General features: G+C 30.3%; 15 protein-coding genes. 4 read left to right on the top strand and 11 right to left on the bottom strand.

The window, feature by feature from the left end; all coding sequences use genetic code 11:
* Window positions 1–12: 12 nt before the first annotated feature.
* The 3 genes from LL038_RS12640 to LL038_RS12650 all read right to left on the bottom strand — a co-directional run bounded on the left by LL038_RS12640 (window position 13) and on the right by LL038_RS12650 (window position 2,345).
* Window positions 13–591, bottom strand: coding sequence for a 5' nucleotidase, NT5C type (locus LL038_RS12640; RefSeq protein ID WP_216120089.1), 579 nt, complete (start codon window positions 589–591; stop codon window positions 13–15).
* A 104-nt stretch (window positions 592–695) separates the two neighbouring features.
* Window positions 696–1,637: a GNAT family N-acetyltransferase gene (locus LL038_RS12645; protein ID WP_216120088.1), complete on the bottom strand. Its 942-nt coding sequence runs from the start codon at window positions 1,635–1,637 to the stop codon at window positions 696–698.
* A gap of 27 nt (window positions 1,638–1,664) precedes the next feature.
* Entirely contained in the window at window positions 1,665–2,345 is a 681-nt protein-coding gene (locus tag LL038_RS12650) for a hypothetical protein (RefSeq protein WP_216120087.1), read from the bottom strand.
* 395 nt (window positions 2,346–2,740) lie between these two features.
* Between LL038_RS12650 and LL038_RS12655 the strand changes: the two genes are divergently transcribed.
* Both LL038_RS12655 and LL038_RS12660 read left to right on the top strand, forming a co-directional pair.
* Entirely contained in the window at window positions 2,741–4,828 is a 2,088-nt protein-coding gene (locus tag LL038_RS12655) for a helix-turn-helix domain-containing protein (RefSeq protein WP_216120086.1), read from the top strand.
* Between the two features lie 147 nt (window positions 4,829–4,975).
* Window positions 4,976–6,403, top strand: a complete 1,428-nt coding sequence (locus LL038_RS12660) for an MATE family efflux transporter (protein WP_216120085.1) — start codon at window positions 4,976–4,978, stop codon at window positions 6,401–6,403.
* Between the two features lie 74 nt (window positions 6,404–6,477).
* Here the strand turns inward: LL038_RS12660 and LL038_RS12665 are convergent, their stop codons facing one another.
* Window positions 6,478–7,128: a Type 1 glutamine amidotransferase-like domain-containing protein gene (locus tag LL038_RS12665; RefSeq protein ID WP_216120084.1), complete on the bottom strand. Its 651-nt coding sequence runs from the start codon at window positions 7,126–7,128 to the stop codon at window positions 6,478–6,480.
* 361 nt (window positions 7,129–7,489) lie between these two features.
* Between LL038_RS12665 and gltX the strand changes: the two genes are divergently transcribed.
* Window positions 7,490–9,145: a glutamate--tRNA ligase gene (gltX, locus tag LL038_RS12670; protein ID WP_216120083.1), complete on the top strand. Its 1,656-nt coding sequence runs from the start codon at window positions 7,490–7,492 to the stop codon at window positions 9,143–9,145.
* 53 nt (window positions 9,146–9,198) lie between these two features.
* On the opposite strand, the gene LL038_RS12675 is transcribed toward gltX, so the two are convergent.
* From LL038_RS12675 to LL038_RS12700, 6 genes are all read right to left on the bottom strand, one after another.
* A complete protein-coding gene (locus LL038_RS12675; RefSeq protein WP_216120082.1) occupies window positions 9,199–10,959 on the bottom strand; it encodes a methyl-accepting chemotaxis protein in 1,761 nt (586 codons plus the stop codon).
* Between the two features lie 99 nt (window positions 10,960–11,058).
* The gene (locus tag LL038_RS12680) at window positions 11,059–13,152 is read right to left on the bottom strand and encodes a methyl-accepting chemotaxis protein (protein ID WP_216120081.1); all 2,094 of its coding nucleotides are present in this window, start codon (window positions 13,150–13,152) and stop codon (window positions 11,059–11,061) included.
* Window positions 13,153–13,311: 159 nt separating this feature from the next.
* Window positions 13,312–15,144 carry an ABC transporter ATP-binding protein gene (locus LL038_RS12685; RefSeq protein ID WP_216120080.1) on the bottom strand — a complete coding sequence of 611 codons (1,833 nt, stop codon included), beginning with the start codon at window positions 15,142–15,144 and terminating at the stop codon, window positions 13,312–13,314.
* A 15-nt stretch (window positions 15,145–15,159) separates the two neighbouring features.
* Window positions 15,160–16,962 (bottom strand): ABC transporter ATP-binding protein, encoded by a 1,803-nt coding sequence (locus LL038_RS12690; protein ID WP_216120079.1) that lies wholly within the window; start codon window positions 16,960–16,962, stop codon window positions 15,160–15,162.
* Window positions 16,963–17,015: 53 nt separating this feature from the next.
* Entirely contained in the window at window positions 17,016–17,828 is an 813-nt protein-coding gene (locus LL038_RS12695) for a hypothetical protein (RefSeq protein ID WP_216120078.1), read from the bottom strand.
* Between the two features lie 75 nt (window positions 17,829–17,903).
* Window positions 17,904–20,960 carry a DEAD/DEAH box helicase gene (locus LL038_RS12700; RefSeq protein ID WP_268055862.1) on the bottom strand — a complete coding sequence of 1,019 codons (3,057 nt, stop codon included), beginning with the start codon at window positions 20,958–20,960 and terminating at the stop codon, window positions 17,904–17,906.
* A gap of 183 nt (window positions 20,961–21,143) precedes the next feature.
* On the opposite strand from LL038_RS12700, the gene LL038_RS12705 reads away from it, so the two are divergent.
* Window positions 21,144–22,052, top strand: coding sequence for a chemotaxis protein (locus tag LL038_RS12705; RefSeq protein WP_216120076.1), 909 nt, complete (start codon window positions 21,144–21,146; stop codon window positions 22,050–22,052).
* A 50-nt stretch (window positions 22,053–22,102) separates the two neighbouring features.
* Here LL038_RS12705 and LL038_RS12710 read toward each other — a convergent pair whose 3' ends face one another.
* A complete protein-coding gene (locus LL038_RS12710; protein ID WP_216120075.1) occupies window positions 22,103–23,473 on the bottom strand; it encodes an MATE family efflux transporter in 1,371 nt (456 codons plus the stop codon).
* Between the last annotated feature and the right edge of the window lie 9 nt (window positions 23,474–23,482).

Raw genomic sequence — 23,482 nt, forward strand, 5'->3', positions numbered from 1 at the left:
AACAAACTGTTATTACATTGCCTTGCTTTGTAATAACAGTTTGTTTATTGTATAATATATTTCTTTCCAGTTATAAACCCTAACTATATTATCATTTAATGGTTTCCTATTATAATTCGTATCTATTAAAAGAACCTTAAATCCTGCATTTGATAGTTGAACTGCATTATCATAATTATCTTCGATAAACACATTACATTCTAATTCTCTTGCTTTATCCACCTTATAATGGCTACCTAATACAAACAGCTCATCATATGCAATATTATTCCTCTTTAGATATGAATGAGTAAACATAGTTAATTCTTTTTCTCTTGCTGTAACAAAATAAATATTATGAAGCTCACTTAGTCCTTTTATAACAATTTGAACATCTTCCCGAAGTATCTGCTCTGAATGGATTTCAAATTTGTTTTCCTGATAAAATTCATCATATTCTTTTAAAGTAACACCCATTATCTCATGTATATAATACTGGGTTACCTCATCCTCTGTTATATTTTTATTGAAATATTTATTAGTAATATTAAGCCAATAATAAGCATCTGTTATTGTTCCGTCAATATCGATGCATATATTTAAATTTTTCATCTTACCTTCACTCTCCTCTCTATGATTTCATTATATGCATGTTCTGTTAAGAACAGGTTAAATAAAGGTTATGTTTTATTTAAGTATTATTATCACCAATCGCTTTAAATTATTACATAATAATCCATTACAGAAACCTCTTCAAACCCACAAGATTCGTAAAGTCCAATTGCATTTTTATTTTGAGACTCAACTTCGAGAAAAATGTTATCAGCGCCTTTTTCTTTTAATATATCTAATGTAGCTAATAAAATTTTTCGTCCATACCCCTTTCCTCTAAAGACTGGAAGCACTCCAAATCCATAAATAAAACCTTCCTTATTAATTATACTAATATGAACCTTCCCTATAATTTCCTCTTTAAGAAGTGCCATATAGCTAATGAAATTATTACCTTGCTGAATAAAGGAGTTTTCTAAGTCTTCTTTATCCATATTAACTACTTTAACCTCTTCACCATCAATTTCATTTTGTGGTTTTCCAAAGTAAATAGAAGTTTGGTTTTCAATTTCAGAAACGTCTTCACTAGTTGCTAATTTAAGTTTAATAATAGTAGCATTTTCATGTTTATGTATACTTTCCCCATCCAAAGCTTTTTTAGTTAAACACATTTTATACTCTGAGGTACCATATTCACCTCCAATAGAATTTATAAATTCTATTCCAGAAGTAGATGTATGATCACATAGCGCTAGAACCTCAGCTTTCGATATTCTTTGCCATTCTTCCTTTGCCATAAGATATAATTTTCTAAATATCCCCTTTCGCCTAAAGTCAGGATGTACCATCCCGCTTATTTGGACTGAATTTCCTCCGAAATTACATACTCCTAAATATCCTACTAAGGTCTTATTCTCATAATAAAGAAATTCTAGCAGTGCTCCGTCTTTTGCAGTTTCTTTTCTTTGCCTCTTTTTTAAATCAAGTTCCAATTTTAAGCAGGTCTTTTGTTTTTCATAACAAATAGCACAAAGGGCCCTAACAGCCTTATTGTCTTCCTCATCTAATTTTAATTTCATACAAATAGTATGATTATAACTATCCATTATTCTCCCCCTAGTATTTACCTTAAATTAAATTCTACTTCTCTTGCTTTTACTAACTCTTTTACTATTTCTATCTCTAGAAACAACCATCCAGAAGTGTTTAATAGTATGTAATCCTTCATAAAAAAAACCTGTTTTACAAAAGAAGAGCTCATCATTTTTCGTTTTTATCTGTGCTCTAAATGGATAGTTGTCGAGATTCCCTGAATAGCAAATAAATTGCCCCATGATCCTACAAATATCTGTAGGTGTTATCTGATATGGTTCTAAGGTTGTAAGACTTATTCCTGCTTGCCTTAGAGCTTCCATAACAAATTCAGTGCATATATATGTCTTGTAAATAGCATGCCTTTTATTATTAATAAGCCCAATAGCTTGAAGAAAATTGTAGTAATAAACTTCTGTATCGTTATAAACTTCATAAATAAATTTACTTATCAATTCATATTTTTCTTCTGTTACGGGTATTCGATATATGTTTATAGGTACATTTTCCTTTAATCCTATAGTAAGAGTAAACACACTCTCACGAACTATGCCTCCCACAAGGGGATTACTTACTGACAACCTACAAAATGAATACATTTGACTTAAATTTTTATCTAAACTAATTGAAGCATGATTGTATTTTTCTTTTAAAAATTTTCTAACTATCTTTCCTGTAGATGTTGGTGTTCTTGAAATAATAACATAAACATACTTTTCCATTTCATTTCTCCTTGTATCCACTTATATAAATAGGTGACTTTCCTTCTAAAAGATGCCTAAACTTTATATTTTCATATAATAATATTTTATAGAATTAAAAAAATGAAATTATTTATATTATAAACTTTAGCTTAATTATTTTCCACACAAAATCATCTTTATATAATATATCTTTATCAGTTAATATATTCTAATAATATTATTATTATATTGTTCCCAGTTATCCAACTTTTATGTTATTTATAATTTGCTAAGCTTTTATTGACAAATAATAAAATTAACCATAATATTTCTTTATTACATAGAATATAAAATTTAAATTATGTGGTGTATCATCTTGTAATTTAAGATGTATAATATATATACATACAATCGCAAGTAAAGGGGTTACTATAATGAGAAAAGAATATATAAGTTATATGAATGATTTACCTATAAGTATCTCCCTTAAGAATATAAATGACTACCCAATACATTGGCATAACTCTATCGAAATAATTTTTGTGCTAGAGGGCAGTATTAATGTACTTATAGAATCTGGCAATTATGAAGTATACGAGCGTGAAATTGAAATTATAAATTGTGATGAAGCCCACAGAATTTACTCAGAGGTTGAAAACAAGGTATTAATTTTCCACTTAGACCCTACATTTTTCGAAAAATATTATGATGATATGAAAAATATATATTTTTATACAAATTCAAGTGAAGAAGGCGCCCAAAGAGAAGAAAAATATGATGTTCTACGAAAATATTTATCTATCTTAGCTTGCGAAGTAATACAAAAAAGTGAGAATTTTGATGATCAAATAGAATCCATTTTAGTAAAGTTACTATTCCATTTAATAAACAATTTTCACTATCTTACATATGATGAAAAAGATATAAAAGAAAATGTAACGCAATTTCAAAGGTATCATAGAATCATTAGGTATATATACAATAACTATATGAATAAGATAAGTTTGCAAGACATAGCAAGTATAGAATATTTAAGTTCTTATTATTTATGTCATCAAATAAAAGAAATGTCTGGAACAAATTTAAAAGAATTAGTTAATAATGTACGAGTAGATGAATCTATTAAATTGTTATTAGATACTGATAAAACAATATCCGATATTTCTTTTGATGTTGGTTTTTCTCATGCCAGGTATTACAATAAAAGCTTTAAAGATCATTATAAGTGCACCCCACTACAATTCAGAAAAAAATATGATATACCAGCTGATCAATTGGATAGTTTTAAAAAAATACAAACTTATGATCTATCTACTTCCATTCAATATTTATCTAATTATTTAGAAGACTATGATAGATTTAACTATACAAATAAAATTATAAAACTACAAACAGATTTCACGCTGAAAGGTACACAGTTATACCACAAATGGGAAGAAAACATAAATTTAGGTCAAGCAAAGGAACTTATTAAAGCAAGGGAACAGGAATACCTAAGAACTTTTCAAGAGGCCATAGGTTTTAAAAATGGTATAGTTCAAAATCTCTTTGGAAAAGAAATGAAAATATATTTTAATGAAAATGTAAATTTCTTAAATTGGAATGAAGTTGAAAAACTATTGGAATTTTTAATGGACATATCCCTTGTACCAGTAATAATTTTAGATCAAATCTTTGAAGATAAAAGTTCTTTTATAAAACTTTTAGAGAGTTTTATATTATACTTCGCTGATATATATGGAATTGAAATTGTAAAGCTATGGAAATTTCAAGTCTCAAAGGATCTCTCTATAGAATATATAGAGATTTCAAAACAAATTTTCAAAAAATATCAATTGCAGGATTTAATAGAAGATCCCCTTAATGTACCTGAAGCTATAAATACCATTTATGACTCTTCGTATATGCTTCCATATATTATCCATAATTTCATTAATGATACTAGCAGTTTGAATTCATTAAAGGCTTTTGACACCGTAGAAGAAAGCTCAATTTTAAATAATGAACTATTTTTTGGATCACCTGGACTCCTTACCTTAGATGGGATAAAAAAAGCTTCGTATTATGCCTATTATTTATTATCTAAACTAGGAGATGAAGTTATTGATAAAGGTGATGGATATATTATCACAAGAAGAGATGAAGATATCCAAGTTTTACTTTACAGTTACAGTGATGAACTTAATACCCTAATTAAGCTAGAGGATTTAGCTAAAGGTAAGGGTAGTAAAAATATTACTGAGAGAAAAATATCCTTATCAATTAAAAATTTGATTCATGACTACAAAGTTATTAAGTATGAAATTGGAGAAAAAGTTGGCTCAGCTTACGACATTTGGTTACGAATGGGTAAACCAAAAAGACTTGGTTATGATGAGTGGAAGATTCTAACTAAAATTTCTACCCCTACCATTTCCTTATCTTATGCTAAAAAAACCGCAGTTTATAATAATATAATAAAGATAGAGGGCTATGGTTCTACATTAATAGTTCTCCAGGAAGTACAAAAACACCTATTTTAGGGTGTTTTTTTGTTATTTGCATATAATACAAAGCCTCATGTTAGCAACTTTGTACTTTCTATCTAGCAAGCGTGTGGATGTTAAAAAATGCATAATAGCGTAGAATAGTATCATAGAAACAAAAATTTTTAAGGAGTAGTGGATTTAATGACGATAAGCAATATCACAGAAAGTAACAAAATGTTTGGTGAGGAAAAAATCGGGAAACTATTATTGAAATTTTCTGTGCCAGCAATAATTTCTTTAATGGTAGCAGAAATGTACAACATGGTTGATTCTATGTTTTTAGGTCAAGCTATAGGTGCTAATGCGATTGGCGCTCTAACCATAGCCTTTCCAATTCAAAGATTGTTTTTTGCCATATCTATGCTTATAGCTATCGGTGCTTCAACTTCCGTTTCAAGAAGTTGTGGAGACAAAGATTTCGAAAATCTTAAGATAATTATACCAAATGCTATAGTTCTAATGTTTATAACAATATCTATAATCGGTATTAGCATTTTTATTTTTCAAGATAAAATTCTAATTAGCCTAGGAGCCTCTAAAAATACATTTTCTCTTGCAAAAGATTATATAAGCATAATATTAATCGGTGTAATATTTCAAGCCTTTACTATAATCGCATCGTATATTATAACTTCTTTTGGAAACACAAAAATAGTTTTATTAAGCACTTCTATTGGAGCAATTTTCAATGTAATTATAGATTATTTTCTAATAAATGTATTCTCATACGGAGTAAAAGGAGCTGCTATAGCAACCGTTGTATCTCAAATAATAGCTTTTATATATGTTCTTATTGTATTTATTCAATTAAAAATGAGCCTGAAATTTTCTTTTAAATTAACCCTAAACAAAGCAGTGTCTGTTGGAATAGTATGTGTTGGATTTTCAACATTTATAATAGAAATATCCGACGCAATAGTTGCTGCTATATTAAATAATTTATTATTTTCCTATGGTGGAGATTCAGCCATCGTAACAATTGGATTAACTACAAGGGTTTCAATGTTTTTATTTATGACCGTAATGGGTATAAGCACAGCTATGCAACCGATCGCTGCATATAATTTTGGTGCAGGAAATTATACAAGGTTAAAAGAAGTTGTTAAGTCGTCCATAATTGCAGTATCTGTAAGTTCAACTTTATTATGGGCAATATTTATGATTTTTTCAGATACATTTATAGGGCTATTTATAAATGATAAAGCCATTATTGAACAAACATCTAAGGCCTTTAGAATGGTTATAGCTGTATTCCCTTGCATTGGCGTATATTATTTATCAATATCTTATTGCCAAGCTATAAATAGAGTTAAGGCATCTTTCAAGTTATCAATATTTAGGCAGCTAATAGTATTTATACCACTCGTATATTCATTTGTAATTGGTCTTAATATGGGTGTGTCCGGAGCATGGCTCGCTTATCCCATTTCAGATGTGATATCTTTTATTACAGCTGCTATATTTATTAGGTACACTTATACATCCCTTGAAATACTAGAGAGGCATCAAATTTTTAAACTTAATAAGATTAAAATTAGACTTGCGAGGATTGCTAGTGCTGCTAGTTAATATACCTCTACAAAACAAAGACATAGTATAATTAAAAATCGATGTATAAAATATATTATAACATCGATTTTTAATTATACTTGCTCTATTTCTCCCTCTTTTATCATATTTATATCTCCATAAAATTGTAATTCATTATTAATTACAACTATTCCATCCCCATCATTACATGTATAAACTACATTACCAGTATTATTAGAATACTTCTTTAAATCATCTAAATACTTACTACTCATATTCCAATGTGGCATAAAACTAAAATCAACTAGAGCTAAAGATGATAGATTTGATAAACCTACTATATCCTCACTACCAAATTGTGCAGCTGATATATCCTTTGCCATCATTATCGCACCTGCGCATAACCCTATAATACAACCACCATTTTGGACATATCGTCTTAACCTTGTTATAAAATATCTTTTCTTAAGATTATTTAAAAAATAGTAAGCATTTCCGCCTGATAAATATATTACATCAGACTTAAATATTTCATCTATTGTATCTATACTACAAAAATCATCTATATCAAAATACTTAAATTCAAAGTTTCCATATTCACGCAATTGAATTTTTGCCTTTTTAAAACTTTCTAATTTCTTATCTGTCATTGAAGGTATATAACTCAAAGTATATTTTCTATCTAAAAATATTTCTTTCATCCTCTTTACTAAATTAACATTATCCTTTTGCGTAAAACCACTGAGCAAAACTAACGCGCCCATATTATTATCACCTCACTTTCATTTTCTTATAAAATTTTCATTATTTTATATATTATACCACATTAATGAAAACCTATACATGGATATATATATATTTCTTTTTTTAGTCTATGAGAATTTTAAACACAATATTCCTGTTCTACTACTAACATATGGTCTTTATCAAAAAAAGTGAATTTATTATATATTGACATCTTCTAAAAATATATGTATAATTAAATTTGAATGTAATAAAAGATATAAGCATATATAATTTCAATTTAGGTGGTATCGCGAAAGTTTACCTTTCGTCCTGTTATATTTTAGGATGAGAGGTTTTTTATTTTAAATTAAAATACTTACATAAGAAAGGATGATTAATATGGATTATTTAAAACTGGCTGATTTATTATTACCTAACGTAAAAGAAACTCCAGAATACTATAGAACTCTTTACCCAAAACGTAATCTTAAACCTAATGCTATGATTACAAGATATGCCCCAAGTCCTACTGGTTTTCAACATCTAGGAGGTGTCTTTGCTGCTCTCATATCTGAAAGACTTGCTCATCAAAGTGAAGGTATATTTTATCTTAGAGTAGAGGATACTGACAAAAAAAGAGAGGTAGTTGGTGCCATCGAAGATAGTACTAACACTCTTCGAGATTTTGGAATTAATTTTGATGAAGGCGTTATAGATTCTAATAATGAGAAAGGTGCATATGGACCGTACAAACAAAGTGATAGAATTAATATATACCACGCTTTCGTAAAATCTCTAATATCAAAAGGTTTAGCTTATCCTTGCTTTTGCACTGAAGAAGATTTGGATAAAACAAGAACAATTCAACAAGAACTTAAAATTAATACAGGATATCATGGGAAATGGGCAATTCACAGGAATTCAACAATGGATGAAATTAATTCTGAATTAACTAAGGGCACCCCTTATGTTATAAGACTTAGAGCACCTGAATCATCTGGCAAAAGAGTTGTTTGTAATGATTTAATTAAAGGGACCATAAGTATGCCAGAAAATGACCAAGATATTGTAATTCTTAAAACAAACGGAATTCCAACATATCATTTTGCTCATGCTATAGATGATCATTTAATGGGAACAACCCATGTAATTCGTGGCGAGGAGTGGCTCTCATCTCTCCCTATACATTTGCAGTTGTTTGAAATGTTGGGCTTTACGCCACCGCAGTATGCTCATATACCTACAATTATGAAAATGGATGGAACTTCAAAACGTAAGCTCAGCAAGAGAAAAGACCCTGAAATTTCCATGAACTTTTATAAATCTGAAGGATATCCTTTTGTATCTGTAGCTGAATATCTTGTAAATTTAATTAATTCTGATTTTCAAGAGTGGAGGGATACACACGCAAATATTCCTTGCACAAGCTTTAATATTACCCTTGAAAACATGAGCAAAAGTGGAGCTTTATTTGATATTTTGAAACTTAACGATATTAGTAAAAATGTTATAGCTACCATGAATGCAGCTACTGTATATGAACTTTATCTTAATTGGGCTAAAGATTATGATGTTAAAATGTCAAATTTATTAATAGATAATGAAGAATATGCTAAAAAGATATTTAATATAGAAAGAGAAAATGATAAGCCAAGAAAAGATTTTGTTAAATGGTTAGATGTAAAAGAACATATTGAGTATTTCTTTGATGATCTTTATAAAGATAGCCTTACTAATGGATACAATTTCCCTGATCATATACCAATGGATGAGGTAAGAAGTGTTCTTTCAAGTTATATAGGTGTATATGATTATTCTCATGATAATGATACTTGGTTTGCAACACTTAAAGAACTTGCTTTAAACCTTGGATATGCCAAAAACGCAAAAACTTATAAAAAAAATCCAGAGTTATTTAAAGGTCAATTATCAGATGTTGCGACAATTGTAAGAGTTGCATTAACTAATAAGACACAAACTCAAGATCTACATGAAGTAATGCAAGCTATGGGTGAAAACCGTGTTATAGAAAGATTAAGCCAAAATTTTAAATAATATATAATAAAAGAGGAAACCAATATTTATTTGGTTTCCTCTTTGTTTATACCCTAAACCTGAAATTCGTCCACTGCCGCTGTAAGCTTTACTGCCAGATTCTTTAAATCTTGCGTATGTGAAACAATCTGATCTATACTTGCTAGTTGCTCTTCTGTTGTAGCTGCAACCTGCTGAGTCGCAGCTGAATTCTCCTCTGTTGAAGCTGAGAGAGTTTCTAAAATTTCAATTATCACATTCTTCTCTGTTTCCATTTCTAGACTATATCCTTTAATACTTTTCATATCCTCTGAAATCTTACCTATAGCTTCTAGAATCTGTACAAATATACTTTTTGCATCTATTACAGATTTACTTTGTTCTTTTGCTATTACATTTCCAACTTCCATTGCTAAAACTGCATCTTTCGATTTTTTTTGTATTCCTTCAATTAGTTCTCTAACTTTTGCAGCAGATATAGCAGACTCTGAAGCGAGCTTTCTTACTTCTTCAGCAACTACTGCAAATCCTTTTCCCTGTTCACCAGCTCTTGCAGCTTCTATAGCGGCATTTAATGCTAATAAATTTGTTTGCTCTGATATTTGACTAATTGCCTGGGTTATTGCTCCAATTTCTATAGAACTTCTATCAACTTCAAGTATTATATCACTTACCCTTCCTGATGCCTTACTATTCTCATCTGATTTTTTTTGAAGCAGTTCAAATGCAGAAAATCCTTTATTTCCTATATCAACCGTTGCCTCTGTTACATCATTAGTTTTTACAGAAAGTGCTGTTACAAGTTCTATTTTATCTGCTAAAATTTTAACCCTACTAACTCCATTTTGTGTCTCTAACGCCTGTTCACTTGATCCTCTTGCAATCTCATCAACGGATGCTGCTACCTCATTAATTGATGCTGTGTTTTCGTCGACAATGGCATCTAACACTTGAGATGAATCAAATACAACAGTAGCAGAATCCTTCACAGAACTTATTAGTTCATTTACATTTTTAACCATTCTATTGAACGACTCATTTAGCTTCCCAATTTCATCTTTATTTTTTATGTTTAAATCCGGAATACTTAAATTACCTGAAGCTACAACATCTACTGCCTTACCAATCTTTTTAATTGGAGCGGATATATGCTCCGCAAATAATATAATAACTGCTCCTCCTAAAACAAGCACAGCTAAAAGTACAAGAAGTGTAGTACCTAAAATTTTGTTTGAGCCAACATTAAAATCATTTGTATAAGTCCCTGCACTAACAGTCCAGCCCCAATTAGGATCCACCCTTTGGTAAGTTATTTTACTCGCAATTTTATCGGAATTAGCTGGTGTCCAGAAGTATGTTAAATAACCCCCACCGTTATTCGCTATTCTAATTTGCTCCTTAACAAAGTAAGATCCATCTTTCTTATCCTTAACATCTATTACACTCTTACCCTCTAGGGTAGGATGTGCAGCTTCTACACCATCTTTTGTATACGCTAGCAAATAACCACTTTCCCCAAGACTAATTTTTTTATTAATAGGTCTTGTACCATCTGCTTGCTTTTTACCTAACATATACTCACGTGTTCTTTCCTTAGCTTCATCAAGCGTTAGTTTTCCCTCATCTACAAGTTTTTGATTTTCACTAATAACCATAAGTGTCATTTCCACACTATTTTTAAGTAAAACCTTTCCGCTATCTTCAAGTTCATTTTTGGCGACTTTATAACTTATTAAGCCTAATGCAATTACAGGTATAAGTAATAACATTCCTGTAACTATTATGAGTTTCGTTTTAATATTCAAACCTTTTGTTTTATTATTCGCTTTTTTCATTAGTTGTATCCCCCTTAACAATCGTCTCTATATTATCGTTGTAAACGATTATTACTTAAGGCTACTTTTAAATATATATCCTTTTCTGTCTTTATATTTTTATAACGTAAATTTATTCATTTTTACTCTAAGTTCATTAGTTGAATTCTCTAATTGTAGTACTAAACCGTCCATATTCTTAGTTTCAACATATTGATTTTCAATTACAGCACTTATTTTCCCAACAGAATCTGTAAACTCCCCACAAATAATATTTACTTCTTTAAGTGTATTTATAACGCTTGTATTTTCATTATTTAAAACATCAATACTAAGATCAATATTGCCAATTGACGATACTATATCCTCTGTAGATCTTAACGCCTTTTGATAACTTAAAATAGTTTCATTTATAGCGTTATCTTGCTCATTAAAAACTCTATTTACCTCACCTATGCTAATTTCAGTCCTTGACATATTATTATTTACACTACTAACTATATCTTGTATTTTACTCATTTGCTCACCAATACCCTCTGATAAGCTTCTAATTTCTCTAGCAACCACACTAAATCCAGCACCATACTTTCCAGCTGTTGCAGCTTCTATTGATGCATTTAAAGATAATATATGAGTTCTTTTAGATATGTCATTTACAACATCTACGATATTTTTAATACCCATAAAATCTGTATATAATTCCTTGAATGATTTATTTACTCCATTTAATTTATTTGTGCTTTCTTTATTTATATGTTTTAGACTAGTGATTGAACTTATATTTGAATTATTAATAGTTTTAATGTTTCCAGCCTTTAAATACATATCTGTAGATCGTTCTTTTATGCTTTGTACCTTTTTAGTTATACCTTCAACAGACCTTACGCTTGAATTTATTACACTAGTTAATTTATTTGTGTCATTAGATACCATTTGAGTATTCTCTGTAATTATCTCCATTCCATTTACTATATTACGCTGAGCTGTACCCGTAACCTTATTAATATGTAAAAGCTCCTCTGTCACCTTCGCTACGTCATAAACTAAGGATTTAATGTTTTGCGTCATAGTATTAAAACTTAAGCCTAGTTTACCAATTTCATCATTGCTTTTTATTATGTTTACAACTGCAAGATTTCCATTTGAAATCTCTACTGTATTTTTCACAAGGATATTCATTGGTCTCAGAATTTTCCTTATACATATATAACATAAAGGTACCATTACTAGAAGCATTATAAAAGTCATTAACACTATAAGTCTTCCTATTGTATTTGAAGCACTTTTCATATTATTTTCATTTACTGTTAAAACCACTAAACTTTTAAGCTCAGGTACACTAATATAAAACGCATTAAATGTATCTTTACCTGTCTTATATGTAAACTCCTTCATATCACTCCTTTTAAAATTATTTTTATCCTTAGTTATGCTTATCAATTCAGTAATATCCAGTTTTTTATTAATACTATGTTTATCTGGATGATATATTATATTTTGAGAACTATCCACTACAAACAAAAATCCATCGTCTAAGAATTTAAACTTATCAAATCTTTGAGAAAAGTAGTCTATGTATACACTTTTACCAGCTATTCCTATTACATTATTATTTTCATCCTTAATTGGTTGTGCAAATGTAACTACTGGTTTGAAATTTACAACGGACGTATATACTGAACTTACGGAAGGATCACCCCTCAAGGCACTTTTTGTATAATCATTTTGACTTAAATCACTATTTAAATATTCCTCATCACTATCTACTATAATTATCCCATCTTTATCTGCAATGAATTCATGTTCATCACTCTTGTTGCTTTTAGCATATGTCTTTAACTTATTTGTCATTTTTTCAATTTCATCTTTATATTTTATTTTAAACTCATCCCGCTGCGTAACATTTTTATGTTTTACAACTCCAATAACATCACCATTTAATGCATTTTTTTCAACATCACTAGTTTGTAATTTTATCAGATTTATAAAATTTTCATATACCTCATTAGACACTAACTTCATATTTTGTTTATTAGTGCTTACCATTTTATTATAAGTAACCCTATATATAATTGCATTTTCTATAACCATAAAAAAAACTAAGGTCACAGCTACTATTAAAATGATTTTTATAGGAATGGAAATATTTTTAACCCTTGTAAAAATGTTAGATATTGTAATTATCACCTTTTGTTTTTTTAAATTTACATTCATGGATACAACCCCTTTAGATAAGATTGGATATATTGTCAATTTTATATTACTTGACGTAAGTTAAGTCCATGTTAACTAAAGGTTAAAGTTTATAGGGGCGGTTAATAACTTTAATATAAGTTACTAACCGTCCCTTGTAATTTTCATTTAACGACACGTTTAAGATAATATATCTTTACTCTCCATTTCCTTATCCTCTAAGAGCTGATTTGTATAAAGGCTATAGTAATACCCCTTTTTCTTTAATAACTCTCTATGGTTGCCTGACTCCGTAATATTCCCATTTCTTATAACAAGAATTTTATCAGCAGATACAATGGTTGAAAGTCTATGAGCAACTACAAAGCTAGTTCTACTTTTTAGAACCTTTTCTATAGCATTTTGTATCATTTTTTCTGTTTCTGTATCTATAGATGATGTAGCCTCATCGAGGACAAACAATGCTGGATTTGCGAGTATTGCTCTAGCGAAGGATATAAGTTGTTTCTCTCCTGTTGACAAATTGCCTCCACCTTCACCAACCTGCGTATCATATTTCTTATCAAGTTTACTTATAAAATTATGAGCATTTACAAGCTTTGCTGCATTTTCAATTTCGAGTATTGATGCATTAAGTTTACCATATATAATATTATCTCTAATTGTTCCACTAAATAGATGTGGGCTTTGAAGCACATATCCAATATTTGATTGAAGCCATAATAATGATCTTTTTCTGTAATCTATACCATCAATTAATATTTCCCCACTAGAAGGTTCATAAAATCTACAAAGTAAGTTTACTAAGGTGCTTTTGCCAGAACCTGTTTCTCCAACTAGCGCTATAGTTTCACCTTTATTAACCTTTAAGTTAAAGTTTTTAAACACCTTTTCTCCATTTTTATATGTAAAACATACATCCTTAAATTCTATATCCCCATGTATTTTTTCCCAATTTTCTCTTTTTGCATCAAATAAATCACCATATTTTTTTATCACATCTTTACTGTCCCATATATCAGGTTTTGTTTCTATTAAACCTATAATTCTTTCTGCAGATGCTTGTGCATTCTGAAGTTCTGCAATTGTTCCAGCTAAACGATTTATAGGGTCAAAAAACTGAACTGTATAGGCAATAAACATTACAAAAGTTCCATAAGATAAATCACCTGCTATAATTTTTTCCCCACCTATCCATAAAACAAAACCCACACCTAAACTACCCATAGATATAACTATAGGTAGAAATAAAGCAGAAAATACTGCAGCTTTCACCGATGAGTTTCTCATTTTACCTGCATCTAATTTAAACTCTTTTAAGTTTTCTTCTTCACGAACAAGAGTTTTAGTAGTTTTAGCCCCAGATACCTCTTCACTAAAATCCGCGGTTAAACGTGAATTAAATTTTCTAACAACTCTATATGATTTAAGGATTTTCTTTTGAAAATACATTCCTATTAAAAATAGAACCGGTACCACACTCATACATATAAGAGTTAATCCTACATTATTATAAAGCATTACTCCTATGAATCCAGCCATCATAACTAGTGCCCATACCATGTCAATTAGTCCCCATGATATTATTTCACTAAGTTTTGTTACATCCGAGGTCATTCTTGCCATAAGCCATCCCACAGAGGATGTATCATAATATGAAAAAGATAACTCTTGAAGCCTTTTAAAACCAATTTTCCTTATATGATAGGCCAAGTGTGTTTCTATTTTGCCTGCATGTATTATAAATAATCTTACATTTAATCCTTGAAAAACAATAACACAAAAATATACTAATGCAAATATGGGAAGCCCATCTATAGTTTTCTTAACTATAAAATTATCGATTGCATACTTCGTCAGTAGCGGCATTACTACGTCAATACCTGCCACTCCAACCATTAGAAGTGCTAAAAAAATAAGTCCATTTTTGAATTCTGACAGATATTTAAAAAGTTTTCTCCATATACCTATATCTATTTTTTGAGTTGATTTACGTTTATCTATTCTATCCATAATATTACCTGCCTTTTACTCATAACTTACTGGCGCATCGTCCGTAAAATCATCAATATTTGTTTGTATCTCCCATATTCTTTTATAAATACCTTCTTCTTTAATAAGCATTTCATGGGTTCCTATGTTTTCAATCTTTCCATGATTTAATACTATTATTTTATCTGCATCCATTACTGTTGAAATTCTGTGAGAAATTATGAATGTAGTACTGTTTTCACTCCTCTTTTTTAGTTTTCCCCTTATGATTCTATCAGTTTCAGAATCAACTGCACTTAATGAATCATCAAATATTAGTATTGGCATATCTTTAACAAGTGTTCTTGCTATGGCCACTCTTTGCCTTTGTCCTCCTGAAAGTGTAACACCTTTCTCTCCAACAACAGTGTCATACCCCTTCTCAAAGGTCGTTATAACATTATGCACAGCAGCTACACTAGCTGCACTATAGATTTCTATATCCTCTGAGTGTATCTTTGCCATTTTAATATTTTCTTTTATACTTCTTGAGTAAAGAAAGGGTTCTTGAAGCACTATACCTACATTACTTCTCATATGTTTTCTTTCAATATCCTTAAGTTCTATTCCATCAATTTTTATAGACCCACTATTATAGTCATAAAGCCTTAATAATAGATGTACGAGTGATGACTTACCTGAACCCGTTGGCCCAACAATTGCAACCGTTTCACCCCTCGCAACCTTGAAAGTTAAATCTTTTAGAATTTCATTACCTTCCTCGTATTCAAAGCACACATTTTCAAAAATCATTTCTCCTTTGATCTCACTCTTAAGAGCCTTTCCCTCTTCCCTTTCAACTGGAGTATCGAGGATCTTAGATATCCTCTTAAGTGAAACTGACATTTTACCCATGTCAGTTAGAACGCGACCCAGCTGCCTTACTGGCCACAATAACATTCCCTCATAGGTATTAAATACCACCAAAGTACCTAGACTTATTACTCCATTAACTGCAAAATAAATACCCGAAACTAAAACTAGACCAATTTGAGTCATACAAAGTATATCAGATGATGACCAATAAACTGATTCTAGTTTTACTAATTTGAAATTTAAATCTCTATATTTCTTATTTTCTTTTTCATATTTTTCAATTTCAAAACTCTGTCTTCCAAATGCTTTTACAACCCTAACTCCACTTAAATTTTCTTGAAGAATAGTTGTTAGAACACCCTCTTGTTCATCTGCTTTTTCAAAAGTACTTTTAATTTTATAAAAAAACACATATGAAAATATAAAAATAATTGGTACTATTACCATGGCAATAATCGTCATCTTCTTATTAAGTGACAACATCATTATTATTGCAAATACTACTATAAAAAATGCCCTTCCTATTTCCACCATTTGCGTTGCAAAAAACTTTCTAACGGTTTCCACATCCGATGTACATCTTTGAATGAGATCTCCTGATTCTGCTTTCACATGATACTCATATGGCAAATTTTGAATATGATCATAAAGCTTCACTCTCATATTTCTTGATATATTTTCAGCAGCCCTAGCTGAAAAATTCCCACTCAAGAATAAGAAAATACCTCTTATACATGTTAATGTTACAAGGCTTAATGCACAAACCCATAAATTTGTTATAAGTACTTCTTTGCCACCTACTGCCATAATAATATCTTGCAGAGGTTTTATAACATCCATTGGTTTATTACCTATTACTGAATCTATTGTTATTTTTATAATCAAAGGCTCAAGCATTGCTATAAATGTAGCTGCTGCTATGGAAACTATTGCTACGATATATAACACTCTATTACCTTTAGTTAAATTTATTAGTTTTTTCATACGATTTTTCTCCTCGCGACTTTACCCATTAAATGATGATAATACATCAATACTTACTTTCTGCTTAAATACTTCCTTGTTTCCTCTTCAGTGCTCTCATATGCCACCGTCATTTTACATTTAAACTCATCATCACTCATGCAAAATTCGGGAATCCCAAGTGTCGTTATAACTTCATGTTTAACTTCTGGTGTTATATATGAAAATGTCATATTTAACACATCTTCATCTATTCTATCAAAATTTTCAAATTCTCGTTTTAAATCTTCTATAGTTTTTCTTGACCTACGATGTATTTTTGCTTTTCTCTTGACCTGTTCGCCTTCATTTCCACTTCTTAAAGTTCTGAGTGCTTTCAAAAAATTCTCTTTATCCATGCCTCTAAGCTTTAAAATTACAAATGGGTCTTTATCAAATTCAATTCCAAGCATATAATGAACTGCAGCTATATGCTTGCATGGATTTGCAACATCTGAGCATGAACACTCACTTACTAAATGTATTTGTTTTTTAGGAAAAAGAGTTACCCCTCCTTCTTTAAAAGCTTCCTCTATGTTTTCTGGCATTTCTCCATTTAAAAGTTTAGCGCAAAAGATAGCCTTTTGTACCATAACATTCATAATTTTTTTCCACTGATCCTCTGTAAACGCACTTATTTTTATATTTACTTTATAGGGATCTTCACTGCTGCCTTGAACTCTTGCATTTATTTCTCCTATGCAAAAATCTAAATTCAGTACATTGCCATCTCTTGCGCATTCGCGTCCACTGTCAATCGTCGAACTTTCGGTAAAACTAGAAATTGCATTATTCCACTTTTTAGACCACCAATTACTACCAAATTCATTTCTTATTCTTCCAGTCACGAAGTTACATCTCCTTGCCTCTATCTATGCAAATAACAACTATTAAAAACTCGCTTTAATTGTTATCTGTGAATTTTATTCTTTATTGTTATGTTCTAATATAAATAATTCTCGTAGCTCCCTATTGCTCATCTCTGATATCCAATTTTCATTTGTTGACACTACACTTTCAGCAAGTGCCTGTTTACGCTCTAGCATTTGATCTATTTTCTCCTCAAGAGTTCCCATGCATATAAATTTGTGCACATGCACATTTTTAACTTGCCCTATTCTAAAAGCTCTATCCGTTGCCTGGTTTTCTACAGCAGGGTTCCACCATCTATCAAAGTGAAACACATGATTAGCTTTTGTTAGATTTAAACCAAGTCCTCCAGCTTTTAATGATAATATAAATACCATAGGTTCACCGCTGTCATTTTGAAATATATTGATTAATTCTTCTCTTTTCTTTCTGCTCGTTCCTCCATGTAAAAACAATGTTTTTACTCCTAGTTTCTTCTCAATTTCTGACTCCAAAATGTGTCCCATTTCTGCAAATTGAGTAAATACCAGTGACCTATCCCCTTCTGCAATAACAATTTCTAGCATTTCGAGTAACCTTTCAAGTTTTCCAGATCGACCTTCAATCTCGCCATTGTCCTTTAAAAACTGTACGGGATGATTACAGATTTGCTTGAATTTTGTTAATGAAGAAATAATAAGTCCTCTCCTTTGAATCCCCTCAGAGTCATCAATTTTACTTAAACAATCCTTTACTACAGCTTGGTATAAAGTAGCTTGCTCCTTTGTTAAAGATGCATATTCCTTCGTCTCAATTTTTTCTGGTAAATCGCGAATAATGTTTGTATCAGTTTTAAGCCTTCTTAATACGAATGGTGAAATTATTTTTTTCAGTTTATTACTTTTTTTAGGATCTCCATCCCTCTCTATTGGGACTGCAAACTCACTTCTAAAGGTTGACCAATTGTATAGATATCCTTTATTTAAAAAGTCCATAATAGACCACAAATCTGAGAGTCTATTTTCAACTGGTGTTCCTGTTAATGCAACTTTGTATTCCGCTTTAAGTGTTTTTATATACTGAGTTTGTTTTGACGCACTATTTTTAATATTTTGTGCTTCATCTAATATAATCCCTGCCCATTCTTCCTTTTGAAATAAAACCCGATCTCTTACTATTAGCGCATAGGTTGTAATAACAACCTCATTTTTATGTATTTCTTTGCTAAAGTTTTCATAACTCCATCTGCTATTTCCGTGATGAATTGCAGATTTAAGACCTGGTGCAAACTTTTCAATTTCTCTTTCCCAATTTCCTACAACAGATGTGGGACATATTATTAAGGTTGGTTTATCAGTTAAACCCTTTTCCCGCTCATAAAGCATAAGGCATATACTTTGTACTGTTTTTCCAAGCCCCATGTCATCAGCAAGGCAAGCCCCTATACCATGGTTTCTAAGAAATGTTAACCATGAAAAACCTCTTTTTTGATACTCACGAAGAGTACCCCTAAACCCCTTTGGAATATTAACTTGCTCTATATTATTTAAATTAAATAACTTTTCAAAAAAATTTCCAACAGCCTCTTGATTATCCATATTATCAACACTAACTCCAGGAACTATTTCCTCATCACTTAAGTTAAGTCTTAATAATTCTCCCATTGGAATCTTTCCATTAAGCCCCTTATTCATTTTCATCTTAGAAAGCGACTTAATTTGATGTATATCAACCTGTACCCACTGACCCCTTAATTGGATAAATGGCACCTTCAAATTTGATATTTTATCAAATTCTTTCTCACTTATTTCATTTCCATTTAATGCCAATCTCCAGTCATATTCAAGAATAGTATCCATATTAAATGTACTCTTCACCGCTAAATTAGTATTAGTAGTATGGTTTTTATCTTTTAATTTAACAGAAAGCCTCGAAGGTTTTTTCCACCAAGCTGGTGTAATAATACCAAACCCTTTCTCCTTCAAAAAATAAGCTGATTCTCTTAAAAATGAATAGGCTTCCTCCTCAGATAACTTGCATTCTATTGGCACTGAATCGTATAGACTCCTTTCAATAGGAATAAATATCTTTGATGCTACTGCTAAATCCTCAAGTAACCTCTCTTGTGGGTTATTAAATTTTTTATTCAAATATGTTATTGTATCAACAGACTCTTCAAAAATCATTTTTGCTGGTAACATAAGGCTAAGATCATCCTTATCTTGAAGCAAATACTCTATTGTCCAATCCTCTTCTCGTCTTGGTGGATTAACCTTAAAACATGTTCGAAATTTAAAGTTATTATTTTTAATTTTTATAGGTTCTATCCATTTCTTATATTCCTTTAGCATTTTTATCTGATCACTTGTGGAAGTAGGCATCTCCGGTAATTCTGAGAAAAGAGAAAACATCCAATTACTACTTAAGTTACTCAAACCATCCTCTAAATTATTAGTCTCATTGTTTATACCAGTGCAACTACTTCTAACCATACTATCAATCATAGAATCCATAAAATTGCTTACCAATTTAGTAGCATTTGTGTATACAAATTCTTGATTTTCTAGGTCAAAATATGATTTACAAGTTGCAGGCATATTGCTGCATAAGATCTTTTTCTTATCAATATACTTAGGATCACTTGTATGCCATCTCCACTGAGAATTCACTTTTTTATTTACCCGATCAATAGTTAATGATGGTAAATATTTATGTTTTATTATAAGCTCAGCTGTGAATTTAGCTACTATAATCCAAAACTTTAATTCCCCTGATAACTCAATTTCGTAAAGGTTGTTTTTATCTATATTTAAAATCATATCGAATGCATCTAAATTATTAAAAGCAATCCCCCTAATTTCTCTCTTAAGAAGATCCTTAGATTCAAAATCGTATTTATACTTTCCATGTTTTATGTCTACCGCTTGATCTTTAATAATACTTCTAAGTTCAATAACTGAAGACATTTTTTCATATAGTGGAAGTGCATTTTTAGGTTTCCTACCTCTTCTTGTACACTTAGTTTCGCCACTCTCGCCCCACAATATAAATGTATGCATACCTTCTGTAGTTTCTATCCATCCGCCATTTAATATCAAATTTACTTCACCCTCTAATAATGCTGTTAACATTTTTCTACGTACTATACAGTTTACCATATTTAGCTTAAGAATTTCACTTTTATATTCTATTTTATTATTTTAAATTCGAGTTTTCATTTAAACGTAAAGTTATATCAGTTTTGTTCGAGATATTAAGTACATATAATTTTTATGAAATACTATCTTTATATCTATTTGAAAGTGGGGGAAAATATGAATACTAATAATATACTCTTAGAATCTGGAACTGGCGAGGTTGAAATACTTGAATTTATTATAAACAATAAATTTTATGCAATCAATATTATAAAAGTTAAAGAAGTAATAAATGCAAACAATTTGACGAAACTCCCTGAATCACATCCTGCCATAGCAGGACTTACACTGTATAGAGATAAAATAATAACCTTAATTGACTTAAGATACGTTTTAGAGAAAAAATATAAAAACGAAATTGAATCACCGATCATTCTTTGTGAATTTAATAAAATCGAAGTGGCCTTTAGTATTGATAGTATTGTAGGTGTTCACCGTATTAAGTGGGAACAAATAACAAAGCCAGATGATATATCTACTAATTCACTAGTTATAGGAAATATTGTTTTAAGCAATAAAATAATATTAATGTTAGATTTCGAAAAAATAGTCACCGATATCAGCCCTTCTACTGGAATTAGTGAGGACAGAATCGTTGATATAGATTATAAGGATAGGTCTAACGTTAAGCTAGTACTCGCCGATGATTCTCCTTTAATTAGAAAATTATTAAATGATACTCTTATTAAAGCCGGCTTTGTTAACTTAAAAATATTTAATGATGGAAAGCAAGCTTTAGATTATTTATTGGATTTAGTTTCAAAAAAAGGAATTGAATTTACGAAAGATGTCCAAGTTCTTATAACTGACATTGAAATGCCCCAAATGGATGGCCATACTTTAACACGAAGAATTAAAGAACATGTTATTCTAAGAAAATTGCCAGTTATTTTATTCTCTTCACTAATTACAAGTGATTTAAAACATAAAGGTGAAGCAGTTGGTGCAGATGCTCAACTTAGCAAGCCTGAAATAGCTGAACTTGTATCTTGCATTGATGGATTTACTAACAAGCCTATTAAATAAAAAAGGTTTAATTAATATTTTAAAAGGAGTTTGTTAAAGAACAAGCTCCTTTATTCACTATAAAAGGAAATACGGTTCGAAACATCTGCTACTTTATTGAATTTATACTCAAAGAAAATAAACATAAGTAGTGCATCTACTCCCCATTGAAATGCAGTTATCCACCAAACCGCTGTAACTTGGGAATTTAAAACATTAATAAAATAATATGTTAATGGTAACCTTATAATCCAACTTGTAAAGCAGCTAATTAAAAATGGGCTCTTTACATCACCTATCCCCTTTAGTGCTCCTGCAAATACTAATGATAAGCCTATAAACGGCTGCTCTGCTGCTCCAATTGCAAGACACTTTCCTGCTAAATAAGCAACTCTCTTCTCATTATTATTTACAAATAAATCCACTAAAAAATTTGGCATAAATAAGAATATTATTGCAAATATACTCATCATAAACACTGCATAAAATGCGCAGTTAAACGCGGCTTTTTTTGCTTGTTTATAATCTCTTTTTCCGACATTAATACCCACTAGAGTAATAACCGCAATGCCAAAACCAATACTTGGCATAACTGAAATCCCTTCTATCATATTAGCTATTTCATCAGATGCAAATGAAATACTCCCAGATTTAATTATAACAGCAACACACATAAGCTTACTAATACTAAACGCTGCCTCTTCCATTGAACATGGAATAGCTAGTATTAGTATTCTTTTAATATCTTTAAAACATACAGAAAAAATATAGAGTGGTTTAAACTTAACTTGTGATTTAAACACAGTATAATAAAAACAAAAAACAAATCCACATAAATAGGCAACTGTAGATGCTATGGCTGACCCATCTATTCCCCTTGTATTAAACACGATACCAAAAACTAGTAAATAATTCAAAATAATCTTTATAAAAAGTACAATTAAAGAACATATAAATGGTATGAAAGTATTCCCATATCCTATTAAAATAGAATTTAAAAGCCTCATACTCATGAAAAAAAATAAGGCTACAGAATTTATCTTTATATATGAATATCCTATTTTAAGTATTTCGTTTCTAGCCCCAAGTAAATAAAGAAGCTCTTTACCAAAGAAAAAAACTACTATTGTAATAATTAAACAAAACCCAATTCCTAATATAAATCCTAATGACGAAAATTTCTCAGCATTTTTATATTGCCCAGCACCTACTAGTCTAGAAACTAGTGAAACAATACTTATACAAAATCCTCCCGAAATAAATACTTCTATAAATGCATTTGTTAAATTATTACTTAACCCCACAGCACTTACTGCTATATTTCCACCATATCTCCCTATCATCATTAAATCAAATATAGACATTAATGTATATATTGTTATCTCCGCAACTACCGGTAGCGAAGTATTGAGTACTTCATTTGTTGTATACTTATTCCCCATACATAAGCT

It is taken from the genome of Clostridium estertheticum (assembly GCF_026650985.1).
GTDB classification, from domain to species: domain Bacteria; phylum Bacillota; class Clostridia; order Clostridiales; family Clostridiaceae; genus Clostridium_AD; species Clostridium_AD estertheticum_C.

Excerpts from the sequence above, each read along its gene's own strand:
- LL038_RS12640 (WP_216120089.1), bottom strand. The coding sequence starts at position 591 with ATGAAAAATTTAAATATATGCATCGATATTGACGGAACAATAACAGAT.
- LL038_RS12645 (WP_216120088.1), bottom strand. The coding sequence starts at position 1,637 with ATGGATAGTTATAATCATACTATTTGTATGAAATTAAAATTAGATGAG.
- LL038_RS12650 (WP_216120087.1), bottom strand. The coding sequence starts at position 2,345 with ATGGAAAAGTATGTTTATGTTATTATTTCAAGAACACCAACATCTACA.
- LL038_RS12655 (WP_216120086.1), top strand. The coding sequence starts at position 2,741 with ATGAGAAAAGAATATATAAGTTATATGAATGATTTACCTATAAGTATC.
- LL038_RS12660 (WP_216120085.1), top strand. The coding sequence starts at position 4,976 with ATGACGATAAGCAATATCACAGAAAGTAACAAAATGTTTGGTGAGGAA.
- LL038_RS12665 (WP_216120084.1), bottom strand. The coding sequence starts at position 7,128 with ATGGGCGCGTTAGTTTTGCTCAGTGGTTTTACGCAAAAGGATAATGTT.
- gltX (WP_216120083.1), top strand. The coding sequence starts at position 7,490 with ATGGATTATTTAAAACTGGCTGATTTATTATTACCTAACGTAAAAGAA.
- LL038_RS12675 (WP_216120082.1), bottom strand. The coding sequence starts at position 10,959 with ATGAAAAAAGCGAATAATAAAACAAAAGGTTTGAATATTAAAACGAAA.
- LL038_RS12680 (WP_216120081.1), bottom strand. The coding sequence starts at position 13,152 with ATGAATGTAAATTTAAAAAAACAAAAGGTGATAATTACAATATCTAAC.
- LL038_RS12685 (WP_216120080.1), bottom strand. The coding sequence starts at position 15,144 with ATGGATAGAATAGATAAACGTAAATCAACTCAAAAAATAGATATAGGT.
- LL038_RS12690 (WP_216120079.1), bottom strand. The coding sequence starts at position 16,962 with ATGAAAAAACTAATAAATTTAACTAAAGGTAATAGAGTGTTATATATC.
- LL038_RS12700 (WP_268055862.1), bottom strand. The coding sequence starts at position 20,960 with ATGTTAACAGCATTATTAGAGGGTGAAGTAAATTTGATATTAAATGGC.
- LL038_RS12705 (WP_216120076.1), top strand. The coding sequence starts at position 21,144 with ATGAATACTAATAATATACTCTTAGAATCTGGAACTGGCGAGGTTGAA.
- LL038_RS12710 (WP_216120075.1), bottom strand. The coding sequence starts at position 23,473 with ATGGGGAATAAGTATACAACAAATGAAGTACTCAATACTTCGCTACCG.